The organism is Allomesorhizobium camelthorni (assembly GCF_011045125.1).
GTDB classification, from domain to species: domain Bacteria; phylum Pseudomonadota; class Alphaproteobacteria; order Rhizobiales; family Rhizobiaceae; genus Allomesorhizobium; species Allomesorhizobium camelthorni.
Genome location: NZ_JAAKZF010000001.1, coordinates 151,938 through 166,450, shown reverse-complemented (window position 1 = coordinate 166,450; position 14,513 = coordinate 151,938). Strand labels below are relative to the sequence as shown.

Annotated in this window: 12 protein-coding genes; 7 read left to right on the top strand and 5 right to left on the bottom strand. The window is 62.9% G+C overall.

The genetic code is table 11. The features are described from left to right. Positions 1–81 precede the first annotated feature (81 nt). From mmsB to chvE, 3 genes are all read right to left on the bottom strand, one after another. Positions 82–1,338 carry a multiple monosaccharide ABC transporter permease gene (mmsB, locus tag G6N73_RS00850; protein WP_165021843.1) on the bottom strand — a complete coding sequence of 419 codons (1,257 nt, stop codon included), beginning with the start codon at positions 1,336–1,338 and terminating at the stop codon, positions 82–84. Continuing rightward, the gene (mmsA, locus tag G6N73_RS00845; protein ID WP_165021841.1) at positions 1,335–2,867 is read right to left on the bottom strand and encodes a multiple monosaccharide ABC transporter ATP-binding protein; all 1,533 of its coding nucleotides are present in this window, start codon (positions 2,865–2,867) and stop codon (positions 1,335–1,337) included. Before mmsA ends, mmsB begins: the two co-directional genes overlap by 4 nt. Before the next feature lie 172 nt (positions 2,868–3,039). Further along, complete coding sequence (gene chvE / locus G6N73_RS00840) at positions 3,040–4,101, bottom strand: multiple monosaccharide ABC transporter substrate-binding protein (RefSeq protein WP_165021838.1); 1,062 nt, start codon at positions 4,099–4,101, stop codon at positions 3,040–3,042. 297 nt (positions 4,102–4,398) lie between these two features. On the opposite strand from chvE, the gene G6N73_RS00835 reads away from it, so the two are divergent. Further along, positions 4,399–5,364, top strand: coding sequence for a LysR substrate-binding domain-containing protein (locus G6N73_RS00835; protein ID WP_165022753.1), 966 nt, complete (start codon positions 4,399–4,401; stop codon positions 5,362–5,364). 41 nt (positions 5,365–5,405) lie between these two features. Next, complete coding sequence (locus G6N73_RS00830) at positions 5,406–6,824, top strand: adenylate/guanylate cyclase domain-containing protein (RefSeq protein ID WP_165021835.1); 1,419 nt, start codon at positions 5,406–5,408, stop codon at positions 6,822–6,824. A 212-nt stretch (positions 6,825–7,036) separates the two neighbouring features. Here the strand turns inward: G6N73_RS00830 and G6N73_RS00825 are convergent, their stop codons facing one another. Together G6N73_RS00825 and htpX are read right to left on the bottom strand one after the other, a co-directional pair. Beyond that, on the bottom strand, positions 7,037–8,407 hold the full coding sequence (locus G6N73_RS00825; protein WP_246251568.1) for an RsmB/NOP family class I SAM-dependent RNA methyltransferase: 1,371 nt from the start codon (positions 8,405–8,407) through the stop codon (positions 7,037–7,039). A 14-nt stretch (positions 8,408–8,421) separates the two neighbouring features. After that, positions 8,422–9,402 (bottom strand): zinc metalloprotease HtpX, encoded by a 981-nt coding sequence (htpX, locus tag G6N73_RS00820; RefSeq protein WP_165021828.1) that lies wholly within the window; start codon positions 9,400–9,402, stop codon positions 8,422–8,424. 110 nt (positions 9,403–9,512) lie between these two features. Between htpX and G6N73_RS00815 the strand changes: the two genes are divergently transcribed. The 5 genes from G6N73_RS00815 (at position 9,513) to G6N73_RS00795 (ending at position 14,511) form a co-directional block, all read left to right on the top strand. Further along, positions 9,513–9,728: a DUF1674 domain-containing protein gene (locus tag G6N73_RS00815; RefSeq protein WP_165021825.1), complete on the top strand. Its 216-nt coding sequence runs from the start codon at positions 9,513–9,515 to the stop codon at positions 9,726–9,728. Positions 9,729–9,850: 122 nt separating this feature from the next. Continuing rightward, positions 9,851–10,720 carry a transglutaminase-like domain-containing protein gene (locus G6N73_RS00810; protein WP_165021822.1) on the top strand — a complete coding sequence of 290 codons (870 nt, stop codon included), beginning with the start codon at positions 9,851–9,853 and terminating at the stop codon, positions 10,718–10,720. A 51-nt stretch (positions 10,721–10,771) separates the two neighbouring features. Continuing rightward, positions 10,772–11,239 carry a thermonuclease family protein gene (locus tag G6N73_RS00805; RefSeq protein ID WP_165021819.1) on the top strand — a complete coding sequence of 156 codons (468 nt, stop codon included), beginning with the start codon at positions 10,772–10,774 and terminating at the stop codon, positions 11,237–11,239. A 261-nt stretch (positions 11,240–11,500) separates the two neighbouring features. After that, positions 11,501–12,859 carry a TadE/TadG family type IV pilus assembly protein gene (locus G6N73_RS00800; protein WP_165021816.1) on the top strand — a complete coding sequence of 453 codons (1,359 nt, stop codon included), beginning with the start codon at positions 11,501–11,503 and terminating at the stop codon, positions 12,857–12,859. Positions 12,860–13,242: 383 nt separating this feature from the next. After that, positions 13,243–14,511: an SAM-dependent methyltransferase gene (locus G6N73_RS00795; RefSeq protein WP_165021813.1), complete on the top strand. Its 1,269-nt coding sequence runs from the start codon at positions 13,243–13,245 to the stop codon at positions 14,509–14,511. The last annotated feature ends 2 nt before the right edge of the window (positions 14,512–14,513 follow it).

The following is a 14,513-nucleotide window of genomic DNA, read 5'->3' as shown; positions in this document are numbered from 1 at the left end:
CGATCACGATCGCTCCGACTGGAACTTCGGCGAGGTTTCAGCGCACGCCGTCGATGACCGTATTCCGCAAGCTTCCGGCCCTCAGGCCTTGTTCTTGTTGTAGACGTCGAAGACCACCGCGCCGAGCAGCACCAGGCCCTTGATGACCTGCTGCCAGTCGATGTTGACGCCCATGATCGACATGCCGTTGTTCATGACGCCCATGATGAAGGCGCCGATGACCGCGCCCGCGACCTGGCCGACGCCGCCCATGGCAGACGCGCCGCCGATGAAAACCGCCGCGATCACGTCGAGTTCGAAGCCGAGGCCGGCCTTGGGCGTCGCCGTGTTGAGCCGGGCGGCGAAGATCAGCCCCGCCAGCGCCGCAAGCATGCCCATGATGATGAAGACGTAGAAGGTCAGGCGCTCGGTCTTGATGCCCGAGAGCGCCGCCGCCTTGACGTTGCCGCCCATGGCAAAGACGCGCCGTCCGAACGTCATACGCTTGGTGATGAAGACGAACAGCGCGATCAGCACGCCCATGACGATCAGCACATTGGGTAAGCCGCGATAGGACGCCATCATGTAGATCAGGAAGAGCACGATAGCCGAAATTACCGCGTTCTTGACGACGAATAGAGTGAATGGTTCGGCTTCGTAGCCGTGGCTTTCGCGATTCGCCCGACTGCGCAAGCTGGACCAGAGCATGAGCGCGACAATGACAACGCCGATCAGAAGCGTGGTCGAGTGCAGCACCACGGCGCTTCCGGCAACAGGTTTTCCGGCGGCGTCGAGCGTTGGTTGGACAAGCGTCAACGGGCCGATCACGTCGGGAATGAAGCCGGCGGAGAGAAGCTGGAACGCCGGCGGGAACGGCCCTACCGACATGCCGCCCAGGAGCGCCAACGACAGGCCCTTGAAAACCAGCATGCCCGCCAAGGTGACGATGAAGGAGGGGATCTTCATGTAGGCGATCCAGTAGCCCTGGCTTGCACCGATCAGTCCACCGACGGCAAGGCAGATCAGTGTCGTCAGGATCGGATCGAGCTTGTACTGCACCATCAGGACCGCCGCGACCGCTCCGACGAAGCCCGAGACCGAGCCGACGGACAGGTCGATGTGTCCCGCCACGATGACCAGCAGCATGCCGAGCGCCATGATGATGATGTAGCTATTCTGCAGCACCAGATTGGTCAGGTTCACCGGCTTGAATAGCACGCCATTGGTTTGCCACTGGAAAAACACCATGATCGCGATGAGCGCCAGAACCAGGCCGTAGTCGCGCAGATTGTCCTTGAGCGCCATCTGCGCCGAGGCCTTGGCGTTTCGTTCGGCATTGGTGAGCGTTTCGGTGCTCATGATGCTTTTCCTTCCCCGCGCACGATGGCGCGCATGATCTTCTCCTGGGACGCTTCGCTGCCGGCCATTTCACCGACGATGCGCCCCTCGTTCATGACATAGATGCGGTCGCAGATGCCAAGCAGTTCAGGCATTTCGGAGGAGATGACAAGAATGCCTTTGCCTTCATCCGCGAGCTTGTTGATGATGGTGTAGACCTCGTACTTGGCGCCGACGTCGATGCCGCGCGTCGGCTCGTCGAGGATCAGGACCTCAGGGTCCGAAAACAGCCACTTCGACAGCACCACCTTTTGCTGGTTGCCGCCGGACAGATTGCCGGTCGTCTGATAGACGCTCGACGAGCGGATGTTGGTTCGCTTGCGATAGTCGTTGGCGATATTCAGCTCGCGCATGTCGTCGATGACGCCATTGTTCGCCACGCCCTTGAGGTTGGCGATGGTGATGTTGTGCTTGATGTGGTCGATCAGGTTGAGGCCGAAGGTCTTGCGGTCCTCCGTCGCATAGGCCAGGCCATGCGCGACAGCCCTGCCGACGGTCGATGCGTCTATCTTTTTGCCGTGCAGGAAGATCTCGCCGCTGACCCGTTGCCCGTAGCTCTTGCCGAACACGCTCATCGCGAACTCGGTCCGGCCGGCGCCCATCAGCCCCGCAATACCGACGACCTCGCCCTTCCGGACGCTGATGTCGACGCCCTTGATGACCTGCCGGTCGGCATGAAGCGGGTGGTGCACCACCCAGTTCTTCACCTCGAAGATCGTCTCGCCGATCTTCGGCATGCGCGTCGGGAAGCGATCTTCCAGCGTGCGCCCCACCATCGACGTGATGATGCGGTCTTCGCTGATGTCGTGCCGGTCGAGCGTCTCGATCGTGCGGCCGTCGCGCAGGATGGTGATGCGGTCGGCGACCTTGCCGACCTCGTTGAGCTTATGGGAAATCAGGATGGAGGCGATGCCCTGCTTCTTGAACTCGACAAGCAGGTTGAGCAGCGCGTCGCTGTCCTTTTCGCTCAGGGATGCGGTCGGCTCGTCGAGGATGAGCAGCTTCACTTCCTTCGACAGCGCCTTGGCGATCTCGACGAGCTGCTGCTTGCCGACACCGATGTTGGTGATCAGCGTATCGGGATCTTCCTTCAGCCCGACCTTGGCCAGCAGTGCGGCCGCGCCGCGGCGGACCGCGTTCCAGTCGATGACGCCGTAATGAGCCTGCTCGTTGCCGAGATAGATGTTCTCGGCGATCGACAGCAGTGGAACCAGGGCCAGTTCCTGGTGGATGATGACGATGCCCTGCCGCTCGCTGTCATGGATGCCCTTGAAGTGGCATTCCTGGCCTTCGTAGTGGATTTCACCTGTATAGCTGCCATGCGGATAGACCCCGGACAGCACCTTCATCAGCGTCGATTTTCCGGCGCCGTTCTCGCCGACGATGGCGTGGATTTCGCCGGCGCGGACATTCAGATTGACGTCCTGCAGCGCCTTGACGCCGGGAAAGGTCTTGGTGATGCCGCGCATCTCCAGAATGGTTTTTTCCATCATCGCTTTTCTTTGTCGTTAGGCCGGAGGTCTCTTGCCGCCCTTCGGCAAACTCAGGAGGCAGATGAGGGGCGGAACCCTTGCAATGCAGGTGCTGCCCCTCATCCGGCCTTCGGGCCACCTTCTCCCCGTTCCTTCGACAAGCTCAGGACGGGGAGCAGGAAAAGCCAGCCTACTTGAGCTCTTCGGCCTTGATGTAGCCGGAGCCGACCACGATCTCTTCGTAGTTCGACTTGTCGACCGACACGGGAACGAGGAGGTAGGACGGAACCACCTTCACGCCATTGTCGTAGGTCTTGGTGTCGTTGATCTCCGGCGTGCCACCCGAAAGCACGGCATCGACCAGGTTCGCCGTTACCTTGGCCAGTTCGCGCGTGTCCTTGAACACGGTCGAGTACTGCTCGCCGGCGATGATGCCCTTGACCGACGGAGTTTCGGCGTCCTGTCCGGTGACGACCGGCCAAGGCTGGTCTGCTGTGCCGTAGCCGACGCCGCGCAGCGACGAGATGATGCCGCGGGAGAGGCCGTCATAGGGCGCCAGAACGCCGTCGACGCGGCTGCCGTCGGAGTAGTTGGCGGACAGGATGTTATCCATGCGGGCCTGCGCGACGGCGCCGTCCCAGCGCAGCGTGCCGACCTTTTCCATGCCCATCTGGCCCGACTTGACGACGAGAACGCCCTTGTCGATCAGCGGCTGGAGCACCGACATCGCGCCGTCATAGAAGAAGAAGGCGTTGTTGTCGTCCGGCGAACCGCCGAACAGCTCGACATTGAACGGTCCCTGCTTCTCGGGATAGCCGAGGCCCTTGAGCAGCGATTCGGCCTGGAGCACGCCGACCTTGAAGTTGTCGAAGGTGGTGTAATAGTCGACATTGCCGCTGTCGCGGATCAGGCGGTCATAGGCGATGACCTTGACGCCCTTGTCGGCGGCCTGCTGCAGGACGGCCGAGAGCGTGGTGCCGTCGATCGAGGCGACGATCAGCGCCTTGACGTCCTTGGTGACCATGTTCTCGATCTGCGCGAGCTGGTTCGGGATGTCGTCTTCGGCGTATTGCAGGTCGGTGCCGTAGCCCTTCTCCTTCAGCGCGGCAACGAGCGCGTCGCCGTCGCTGATCCAGCGCAGCGACGATTTCGTCGGCATCGCGATGCCGACCGTGCCCTTGTCCTGGGCCTGTGCGGTAAACGTCATGGCTGCAAGCGCCAACGCGCCAACCAACGTCTTGATAATTTTCACTATAATCTCCCTTGTGATGATGTAGCGGCCGGCTATCCCGGCGGCGCGCAAGTCTCCCGGTCGCGCAAGGCGATCCGGCTCATACGGATAAATTTGGCAGTCCTCCCATTGTCGTTCGCGGGCCGGTGCACCTCCCTCGATGCGCGGCAGAGCGCCGTCACCGGGCGTGCCCGCGACCTGGCCACGTTGGATTCGATCGGTATAACTGTCAAATGCGTTGTATGCGCAATGATATGCTGCTTTTGATATGCCAGACGAAGGAGAGGTGGAATGGCGAACGACGCGGTCGGATCGCTCATGGCCGCGCGGGATGCCGGCGCGATATCCGAAGGGGGCGACCGGCTGCTGCGAAGCGGACTGAAGCTCCAGCATATGCGCATGATCCTGGCGCTCGACGAACATGGCCAGATCAGCGCCGCAGCCCATGTGCTCAACATCTCGCAGCCCGCCGCCTCGCGCATGATCGCGGAGATGGAGGACATACTCGCCGTGCCGCTTTGCGAACGGCTGCCGCGCGGCGTCAGGCTCACCCCCTACGGCAATGCGCTGGCGCGGCGGGCCCGCGCGGTGCTGCTCGAAATGCGCGAGGTCGATCGCGAGATCTCCGACCTGAAATCCGGCAAGGGCGGTTCGGTGTTCCTCGGCGCGGTCACCGCGCCTGCGATCGAGCTTGCGGTGCCGGCGATCCGTAAGATCCGCGCGCTCTATCCCCGCATCGAGATCAATGTTCAGATCGAGACCAGCAATATATTGGCGCGTGAGTTGCTCGCCTCGCGCCATGACTTCATCATCTCGCGCATTCCCGACGATTTGAACCCGCGCCTGTTCGAAAGCCGCGTGATTGGAATCGAGAAAGCCTGTCTGATGGTGCGGCGCGGCCATCCGCTGGCGGGAGCGGCAAGCGTGCGCCTTGAACAGATGACCGAATATGAATGGGTGTTCCAGCCGAGCGGCTCGCTGCTTCGCCGGACCATGGAAAGCATCTTCATGACTCACAATGTCGCGCTGCCCGACCGCGTGCTGAACACGAGCTCGGTGCTGCTTACCCTCGTCATGATCGCGCAATCCGACGCCATCGCGCCGATCGCGCTCGAAGTGGCGAAATTCATCAGGAACGATGAAGGCTTGAACGGCGCCATCGAGATCCTGCCCATCCCCTTCGAGATCAATGTCCAGCCCTACAGCATGATCCGAACCCGCAACCGTGCGCTCTCGGCCTCTGCGCAATTGCTGTATGATTATATTTTGCGCGAGATTCGCTGACCCGTTCGCGGTTGGCCTCGCACTCAACACCGGAATTCCGCATGCAAATCCAGCCGCTTCCCGAGCACTTCGTGGCCACGACGACGCCGCTCAATTTGGAACAGAGACGCCGCCTGAGGCTGGGTTCGCTCATGGCGAAAGCTGAGCGTGAAGGCGCGCGCCTGCAATTCTGGGCGCGCACCGCAGCCTTGCTGGCGGTCGAGATCTTCTTCACCGTCTTCAGCAAATGGGATCCGGCGTCCGGCTTCATGTTCTCGGCCGTCTTCGTCTTCTTCCTGATCGGACTCGCCCACTACCGGCTCGTGAAGAAAGGTTACAGTCCGGTGTGGGTGGGCGCGGTCTTCGGCACGCTCGACATGATTCTGCTGACGCTTCTGCTGGTCGGACCGAATCCGTTTGCGGAGATCATCATGCCGCCGGCCATGAGCCTGCGCGAGGCAGGTTTCCAGTATCTGCTGATCTTTGTCTGTCTCGGCGCGCTGACGCTTTCCCCGCGGCTTGCAGCGTGGCTCGGCATCGCGGCTGCGATCTGCTGGACCACGGCTGTCGTCTGGGTCATTACGCGTCCGGGTACGATAGTCGCGCTGATACAGGCCGAGAACATGCGGTTCGACGAGCATGTGAGGCTCTACTTCAATCCGAATTTCGTCGATCTGATCGATCAACTCACCCATGTGGTGGTGATCCTGATCATCACCGGCATTATCGCCACAGTGGTTTCGCGCTCGCGAAAGATGGCGGACGACTACACGACGGCCGAGCGCGCGCGCTCCAATCTCGCCCGCCACTTCTCGCCCAACGTCGTCGACGAACTGGCGTCGAACGACGAACCGTTTGGCCCCGTCCGCCGCCAGGACGTCGCGGTGCTTTTCGCCGACATTGTCGGCTTCACGGCCTATTCGGAGGATCACCCGGCCGAGCAGGTGTTCGAATTGCTGCGCACCTTCCACCGCCGCATGGAGCAGGTGGTTTTCGACCATGGCGGCACGGTCGACAACTATATCGGCGATTGCATCATGGCGACTTTCGGCATCCCGGCTTCCGCCAAGGACGACGCGACGCGCGCACTGCGCTGCGCCCGCGCAATGGCGGCGGCCGTGGAAGAGTGGAACGGCGAGCGCCGCGCCAGAGGCAGCGCGCCGGTCGATGTCCGCATCGGCTGCCAGTACGGCCCGGTCGTGCTCGGCGCCATCGGCAGCGAGCGCAACCTGTCCTTCGCGGTGGTCGGCGACACCTGCAATGTGGCGAGCCGGCTGCAGACCATGTGCCGCGAACTCGACGCCGAAGTCTGCGTCGGCGCCGATCTCGTCGAGGCCGTGAAGCGCGCCGGCGACGAAGACGCGCTCTCCGGCATGGTCGAGCACGGCGCCATCCATGTCCGCGGCCGCGACCACGAGGTCGAGGTCTGGATTGCGCCGAAGTCGGTATTGGAAAATTCAGGCGTACCAGTCGCGAATTGACGTGCCAGAGAGCGATTGCCGAGCCGAATAGTCAATCCCTTTGGAATTCCAGATCAGGCGCACAGCCCTGGCGAGACGCCATCCGGCAGCGTTTCCCGCTGCAATCTTGCGAAGTTGCCTACAAATTCGGCCGCTGTGATCTCCTCAACCGGACCGGCGCGCCATCGATGTGGAGTACGCGCCGATCATCTGAATTTTCTCGCCCTGATCCTCTAGCCGACCCGGCGCAGGCGCGCGGCGAAGAAGCCGTCCATCCCCGAAATAGCGGGGTCGCCGAGCGCCATGTCGGCGGGAGTGGTGCGCAGCGCGCCATCAGGAGTCAAAAACTGGTCGAGAGCGGGAAACTCGCCGGGCAGAATTGGATCGGCAGCGACGCCGGGCTGCGCTTCGAGGAATGCGGCGACGAGCGCTTCGCCCTCGAGTGGATCGAGCGAGCAATTGGAGAAGACGATGCGGCCGCCGGGCTTCATGAAGCCGGTCGCCCGTTCGAGCATGCGGCGCTGGAGGTCCGCGAGCTTTTCGACATCGGCCGGCGATTTGGTCCATAGCACGTCCGGATGGCGGCGCACCGTGCCGGTCGAGGAGCAGGGTGCGTCGAGCAGCACGGCGTCGAAAAACTGTTCCGGCTCGAACTGAAAAATGTCGGCCTGGATGGTCGTCGCTGCCAGACCGAGGCGCTGAAGGTTGGACTCGAGCCGGGCGAGGCGGTTTTTCGAACTGTCGATGGCGGTGACATGCGCACCCGCCTTCGCCAATTGCGCGGTCTTGCCGCCGGGCGCGGCGCAGAGGTCGGCGACGCGCAGCCCGGCGATATCGCCGAACAGGCGAGCCGGCAGGGCGGCTGCCGCGTCCTGCACCCACCATGCGCCTTCGGCAAAGCCAGGCAACTCGGCGACCGACGCGGCAAGCCGGGCAACGCGCACCGAGCCGGTCGGCAGGATGATGCCGCCTAGTTCGCCGGCCCAGCGTTCGGCATCGGTTTTGACTGTGAAGTCGACCGGCGCCTCGACACGGTGGGTGGCGAGGATCTCGTTCGCTGTGTCGGCGCCATAGGTAGAGACGAGCCGGCTGCGGAACCATTCCGGCGCGTCCTGCGTGTCGGCCAACATGGCCGGCAGTTCCTCGGCCTTGCCGCGCGCCAGCGAGCGCAGCACGCCGTTGACCAGGCCGGAAAAACGCGCGGTACGCGTGTCGGATTTGGCGTGGGTGACGGCGAGGTCGACGGCGGCGCTGTCGGGAATGTCGAGGAAGAGGATTTGGGCGGCGGCCGCATGCAACAGGTGCGAGAGAGCCGTGGCGTTGGCCGGCAGCGGCTTTTCCAGCCGGGCCGAAATCAGATTGTCGATGGTGCGGCGGAAGCGCAGCGCGGTGACGAGGATCGCCCGCACCAGCGCCCGGTCGCGCATGTCGAGCGCCCGGTATTGCGGATGGCCGTGCTCGTGGTCGGTCAGGCCATCGGCCGAGGTCTTGGCGTCGACGACGGCTGCGAGGAGCTTCGCGGCGGCCTTGCGGGCGGCGAGGCCGGCGACATCGGCGCCGCGTGCTGATGCGGTGCTTTCGGGCGATCTGCGGCTGCGGTGCAGGCCTTTCTCGGCCGTCACGACCAAGGGCCCTTAGGCCCGGTCGGGTTGCGGCCCCACGGATTGGCTTTCGGAGCTTCAGCTTTCGGCTCGGCCGGGCGTTCCGCCGCTGGCGCGCCCCAAGGCTGCTGCTCGTGGCGAGTCTGACGGCCGGCTCCCGCTTGCGACATCGCTTCGAGCGCGGCGATGCGGTTCTCGGTGTTGGGGTGGGTCGAGAAAAGATTGTCCATGCGCTCGCCGGAAAGGGGATTGATGATGAAAAGATGCGCCGTGGCTGGATTGCGCTCGGCATCCGGATTGTGGATCCGTTCGGCGTTGCGGGCGATCTTGTCAAGGGCGGATGCGAGCCAGAGCGGATTGCCGCAGATTTCGGCGCCGCGGCGGTCGGCGGAATATTCGCGCGTGCGGCTGATCGCCATCTGTACCAGGGCGGCAGCCAGGGGCGCGACGATCATTGCCACGAGAATGCCGATGATGCCGAGCGGGTTGTTGTTGTCGCGATTGCCGCCGAAGAAGAAGGCGAAATTGCCGAGCATGGAAATCGCGCCGGCGAGCGTCGCGGTGATAGTCATGGTGAGAGTGTCGCGGTTCTGCACATGGGCGAGTTCGTGCGCCATGACGGCCGCGACCTCCTCATAGGAAAGGCGCTGCAGCAGGCCGGTCGTGGCCGCCACTGCTGCATTTTGCGGATTTCGGCCGGTGGCGAAGGCGTTGGGCTGCGGATTGTCGATCAGGTAGACCTTCGGCATGGGCAGGCCGGCGCTGGCGGCAAGGTCGCGGACGATGCCGAAATATTCCGGCGCGTTGCGCTCGTCGACCTCGACCGCGTGGTGCATTCGGAGCACCATCTTGTCGGCGTTCCAGTAGCTGAACAGGTTCATGCCCGCAGCGATGAGGAAGGCGATCATCATGCCGCCGCCGCCGCCGATCAGATAGCCGACGCCCATGAAGAGCGCGGTCATGAAGGCCAGCAGCATTGCGGTGCGTATCATGTTCATCGTCGACTCCATGATGGCCGGCTGCACAGGAAAGGCTCGAACCGCAGCTTCGGCCCGACTATATGATGGTGAACCAGCCGCCCGGTTTCAATCGTCTTCCAGGAGCGCCGATGTCCGATACCAGACCAGTCAACGCTGACGAAGCCCCCAAGGTCGCCAAGCGGGTGAGCCCGGCGGCGAAACGCGCGCTCAAGGAGGCGGAAGCGCGGCGCAAGGCATATCGCGATCGCGAGGCGTCGCTGCCCAAGGAGATAGGCGGGCGCGGAGGCAATGAGCCGGGACGCTATGGCGACTGGGAAATAAAGGGCCTGACCAGCGATTTTTGAGGCTGCATCGACCCACCAGCAGGCGCTTCTTTGACCGTACCGGTCGGCGGCTTTTGCGGAACAAGAAATGGCACAACGCGTTGAGCGCCGAATGCCTTTCTTCTCTCCGCGGGGTTACACAGATGCTCATCAGGCTCGGCTACGAAATCGCGATCGAATGCCCGCAGCCGACGCCAGTCATCTCGGTATTGGAGATCCACAAAGACCGGCAGAAGGATATCAAGCGGCAGACCCGCGTGCTGACCTTGCCGTCGACGCCGAGCCATATCTACGAGGATCGCTATGGCAACATCTGCCGTCGCTTCCTGGCGCCGGCGGGCGGCTTTCGTATTCTCTACGATGCCGTGATCGAGGACAGCGGCGAGCCCGACGAGACCAACACGCTGGCCGGCGAGACACCCATCGAGGAACTCCCTGATGACGTGATCGGCTACCTGCTTGGCAGCCGCTATTGCGAGACGGACCATCTGGGCAATCTGGCTTGGAACCTGTTCGGCCAGACGCCGAGGGGTTGGGCGAGGGTGCAGGCGATCGTCGACTATGTGCACAACCGGCTTTCCTTCGGCTACGGCTATGCACGGTGCACGCGTACGGCCGCCCAGGCGCATGAAGAACGTGTCGGCGTCTGCCGCGATTTCGCGCATCTGGCGATCACGCTATGCCGCTGCGTGAATATTCCCGCCCGGTATGTGAACGGCTATCTGGGCGACATCGGCGTGCCGCCGGACCCGGCGCCGATGGATTTCAACGCCTGGTTCGAGGCGTTCCTCGACGGCAAATGGTACGCGTTCGACCCCCGGCACAACATGCCGCGCATCGGTCGCGTCGTTGTGGCGCGCGGCCGCGACGCGACCGACGTGCCGCTGCTGCACAGTTTCGGACCGCACAGCCTGACCACCTTCAAGGTCTGGACGTACGAGCAGGAAAGCCACCCGGCCAAGCCGCCTTATCATGGCGTCGACCGTACAGTCGGCGCGCATACGATCGCCTGATCCTCCGCCAGGCATTGCATTGTTCCCGAAAATAGGAATAAATGCCTTGTCATGGATTCGCCGACGCCATTCCCATCTCTGACACGGGTTTTGCAGGCCATGCTGGCGGCTGCATTCTTCCTCTCGCCCGCTGTATCGGCCGAAGCGGCCAAACGCTTCAAGGGTCCGGTCGAAGCCACCGTGATCGAAATCATCGACGGCGACACGTTCCTTGCCGAGGCCCATGTCTGGCCAGGGCACTCGGTGCGCGTCAACATCCGTGTGCGCGGCATCGACGCGCCGGAGATGAAGAGCCGCTGCGAGCGCGAGCGCCTCGCCGCCCTGCACGCACGCGCCGTCCTGGCCGAACTGCTGGGGGCTGGCGCTGTGTCCATCTCCAACATTGGCGGGGCGAAATATTACGGCCGCGTGCTGGCCGATGTCGCGACGCCGGACGGCTCCGCAGTTTCCGAAATGATGCTCGCACGCGATATCGTTCGTCCATATCGGGGCGGCAAGCGTCGGAGCTGGTGCGGCTGAACCGGTATGGCACAGGGACGCCGTCCCGCTGTGGCACAGGTCTTCCGTCGCGCTTCCGCTTCCGTCTGGCAAGGTGGTGCCAGGACTTAAAACCCGACTTGGACGTTAACCTGCGGTTTACCACCAAGATCAGGAAAGCGCTTTTAAAACAAAGGCCTACGCTTTGCAGTCGAGCCAAGCTCGATTCCCGCGAATATCCGGCCGGATTCCTGCACTGCCTCGGTCAGGCGGGCTTTTGCCCGCATGGCGGAGGCAGGAACGATGCGGATTTTCGAGAAGACGATACAGCTTGCCGGCGATCTGGCCAGCGACCGAAGCGGCAATTTCGCCGTGCTGACCGGGGTGATCGCCTCGATGCTGATGCTGTCGGTGGGCTATGGCGTCAACGTCGCGCAGTCCTATCAGCTCAAATCCAGCCTGCGCAACGCGCTCGATTCGGCCGTGACCTCGACAGCGCGCGACCTGACGACGGGCGCTATCGAAGAGGAGGAAGCACGCAAGATGGTCGAGGCGTTCCTTCACGCCAACAGCGATCCCAAATTCGCCACGACGGACCGGTTCGTGCTGGACAGCCTGGTGATCGACCGTACGGCGAAGACCATCGAAGCGACGGCTTACGCCAATGTGAACCTGGCGTTCCCGATCTTCTCGGCCAAGGATCCCCGCGGTTCGATCAGTTCGGCCGCCGTCTATTCCGACAAGACGATCGAGGTGGCGATGATGCTGGACGTTACCGGGTCGATGGCGGGCCAGAAGATCAAGGATCTGAAAACGGCGGCGAAGAACGCAGTCGACGCGTTCCTTGCCGGTCAGGATCCGAAGAAGCCGCGCGTCCGCGTGGCGATCGTGCCTTACGCCAATTCGGTGAACGCCGGCAGCCTGGCCAGCACCAGCGTCTTTGTCGAGCGTGACGCTTCCGATCGCAAGCAGGCGCCTGGTTCGGAAGCCCCGATTGCCGCTTCCGGCGGGTCTCGTCCGGACAATTGCGCAACCGAACGCAAAGGAAACGAGCAGTATACGGATGCCGGTCCGGATGTCGCGATGGTCAACCGCGATTTGCTTCTGACCGATTTTTCCGAAGATAGAAAAACCCGCGCCTGCCCGGTTGCCGCTCTGGCTCCGCTGACAGCCAACGCCGACGCGCTTAAAACCACGATAGACAGCTTCGTGGCCGAGGGCGGCACCGCTGGCCATATCGGCATCCAGTGGGCCTGGTATATGCTTTCGGAACGATGGTCGGGCGTTCTCGAGGAAAGCGCGCGACCGGTGAAGTTCGACCCCAAAAAGGTTGCCAAATACGCGATCCTGATGACCGACGGCGAATTCAACCTGTCCTACTTCGACGCAAACAAATCGTCTGAGGTCTATAACGACGCGGGCAAGGAGCCCACCCGAACCGCCGCGAAGAAACTCTGCGCGGCCATGCGCGCGCAGAACATTGAAATCTTCAGCGTGGGTTTCAAGCTCGAAAACAGCTACGCGAAAGACGTGATGAAGGATTGCGCCACCCCCGATACCGGCAGCGTCAAGCACTATTACCAGACTTCAACCGGAGCCGAACTCGACAAAGCCTTCCAGGAGATCGCGCGCAACATCGAGCGGCTGGCGCTGACCAAATAGGCACAACAAAAGGAAAAGGCCGCCGCTTCTTTCGAAGCAGGCGGCCTTCCGTGTTTCCGTCCGTGGCGCGGCCCCCTGGCCGTGGTCCTCAAGGGACCACCAGCCGCGCATCTTGCGCCGTTAACGGGAAGGCTGCTTCCCGAAAGGACAATCCGCTGAGGCCACGTTCTGGAAAACGAAATCACTCGACATCGGATCACCTCCTTTCGATTTGTTGAACACACGCCAAGGATGGGGTGTTCACTTGGAAATGGCAAGTGTGGGTGCAAAATTCGCCGGAAGCGTGCCCCGGATGCAACAAAGCCGTTGTGGCGGCGGGCCGCAGCGGCCATCATGTCCCTGCCAAGGGGACGCCGGAATCCCCATCCGGCGGCATGGAGAGGATGGACAGCGCAGACAGGGCAGCCCGGATCATCCGGACCGTAATCAGCGAGGTGAAGCCGGATTTTGCGGTGCGGCTGTGGAACGGCGAGCGCATAGGGCCTGCCGACGGGCCGGTGGTGGCGATCAACGACAGCGGCATGGTCGGCCGCGTCTTACGGCGTCCGGTCTTTGATACGCTGATCGCACTCTGGATTTCCAAGGCCATCGATGTCGAGAACGGGTCGCTGTTCGACATCGTCGAGCGCCGCCCGCAGGGGAAACTGAAGGCGAAGCTGCGCCAGCTTCCAAAACTGCAATTGTTGCGCGATCTGCCGGCGCTCATGCTTTCGAGCGGTCGCGATGCGGCGCTCGACCGGCTTGCCGGGCGTAACCCCTTCGTCAGCGGCTCCAACAAGGAGGCGATCACCCACCATTACGACATCTCGAACGCTTTCTACCGGCTCTTCCTCGACGAGCGCATGGTCTACAGTTGCGGCTACTTCAAGGATTTCGCCAACGGCATCGACCAGGCGCAGGCCGACAAGCTCGACTATATCTGCCGCAAGCTGCGGCTGAAACCCGGCGAGACGCTGCTCGACATAGGCTGCGGCTGGGGCGCCATGCTGATCCACGCCGCCAAGCACTATGGGGCTATCGGCCACGGCGTCTCGCTGTCGGAAGCGCAGACCGCGCTCGCCCGCGAGCGAATCCGCGCCGAAGGGCTGGAGGACCGGATCACCATCGAGGTGAAGCCTTGTTCCGAACTGACCGGAAAATTCGACAAGATATCGTCGATCGGCATGTTCGAGCATCTCGGCCTCGCCAATCACGAGGCCTATTTCCTGGCGGTCCGCCGGCTGCTCAAACCCGGCGGCATCTATCTGCACCATGCGATCACACGGCGCATGAAGCGGGACAGGAAGGCCTGGAGGCGCAAGGCTCCGAGCTATAAGGCGCTGATCAAGTACATCTTTCCGGGCGGCGAGGTCGACCATATCGGCATGACGGTGGAAAACCTGGAGGCCTATGGCTTCGAGGTTCACGACGTCGAGAATTTGCGCGAGCATTATGCCCGCACCTGCCGGTTGTGGGCGGAACGGTTGCACGCCCGCTTCGACGAGGCCATCGCGGAGGTCGGCGAGACGAAGGCCAGGCTGTGGCTTCTCTATCTCACCGGCTGCTCGCTCGGCTTCGACGGCGGCTCGGTGCTGATCTACCAGGCCGTGGCGACGAGGCGGGCGCGCGGCGCGAGCGGGCTGCCGCCGACCCGGGCCGACTTGTATAGATAGAT

Excerpts from the sequence above, each read along its gene's own strand:
- G6N73_RS00835 (WP_165022753.1), top strand. The coding sequence starts at position 4,399 with ATGGCCGCGCGGGATGCCGGCGCGATATCCGAAGGGGGCGACCGGCTG.
- htpX (WP_165021828.1), bottom strand. The coding sequence starts at position 9,402 with ATGAACATGATACGCACCGCAATGCTGCTGGCCTTCATGACCGCGCTC.
- G6N73_RS00795 (WP_165021813.1), top strand. The coding sequence starts at position 13,243 with ATGGACAGCGCAGACAGGGCAGCCCGGATCATCCGGACCGTAATCAGC.
- G6N73_RS00800 (WP_165021816.1), top strand. The coding sequence starts at position 11,501 with ATGCGGATTTTCGAGAAGACGATACAGCTTGCCGGCGATCTGGCCAGC.
- mmsA (WP_165021841.1), bottom strand. The coding sequence starts at position 2,867 with ATGGAAAAAACCATTCTGGAGATGCGCGGCATCACCAAGACCTTTCCC.
- G6N73_RS00805 (WP_165021819.1), top strand. The coding sequence starts at position 10,772 with ATGGATTCGCCGACGCCATTCCCATCTCTGACACGGGTTTTGCAGGCC.
- mmsB (WP_165021843.1), bottom strand. The coding sequence starts at position 1,338 with ATGAGCACCGAAACGCTCACCAATGCCGAACGAAACGCCAAGGCCTCG.
- G6N73_RS00815 (WP_165021825.1), top strand. The coding sequence starts at position 9,513 with ATGTCCGATACCAGACCAGTCAACGCTGACGAAGCCCCCAAGGTCGCC.
- G6N73_RS00810 (WP_165021822.1), top strand. The coding sequence starts at position 9,851 with ATGCTCATCAGGCTCGGCTACGAAATCGCGATCGAATGCCCGCAGCCG.
- G6N73_RS00830 (WP_165021835.1), top strand. The coding sequence starts at position 5,406 with ATGCAAATCCAGCCGCTTCCCGAGCACTTCGTGGCCACGACGACGCCG.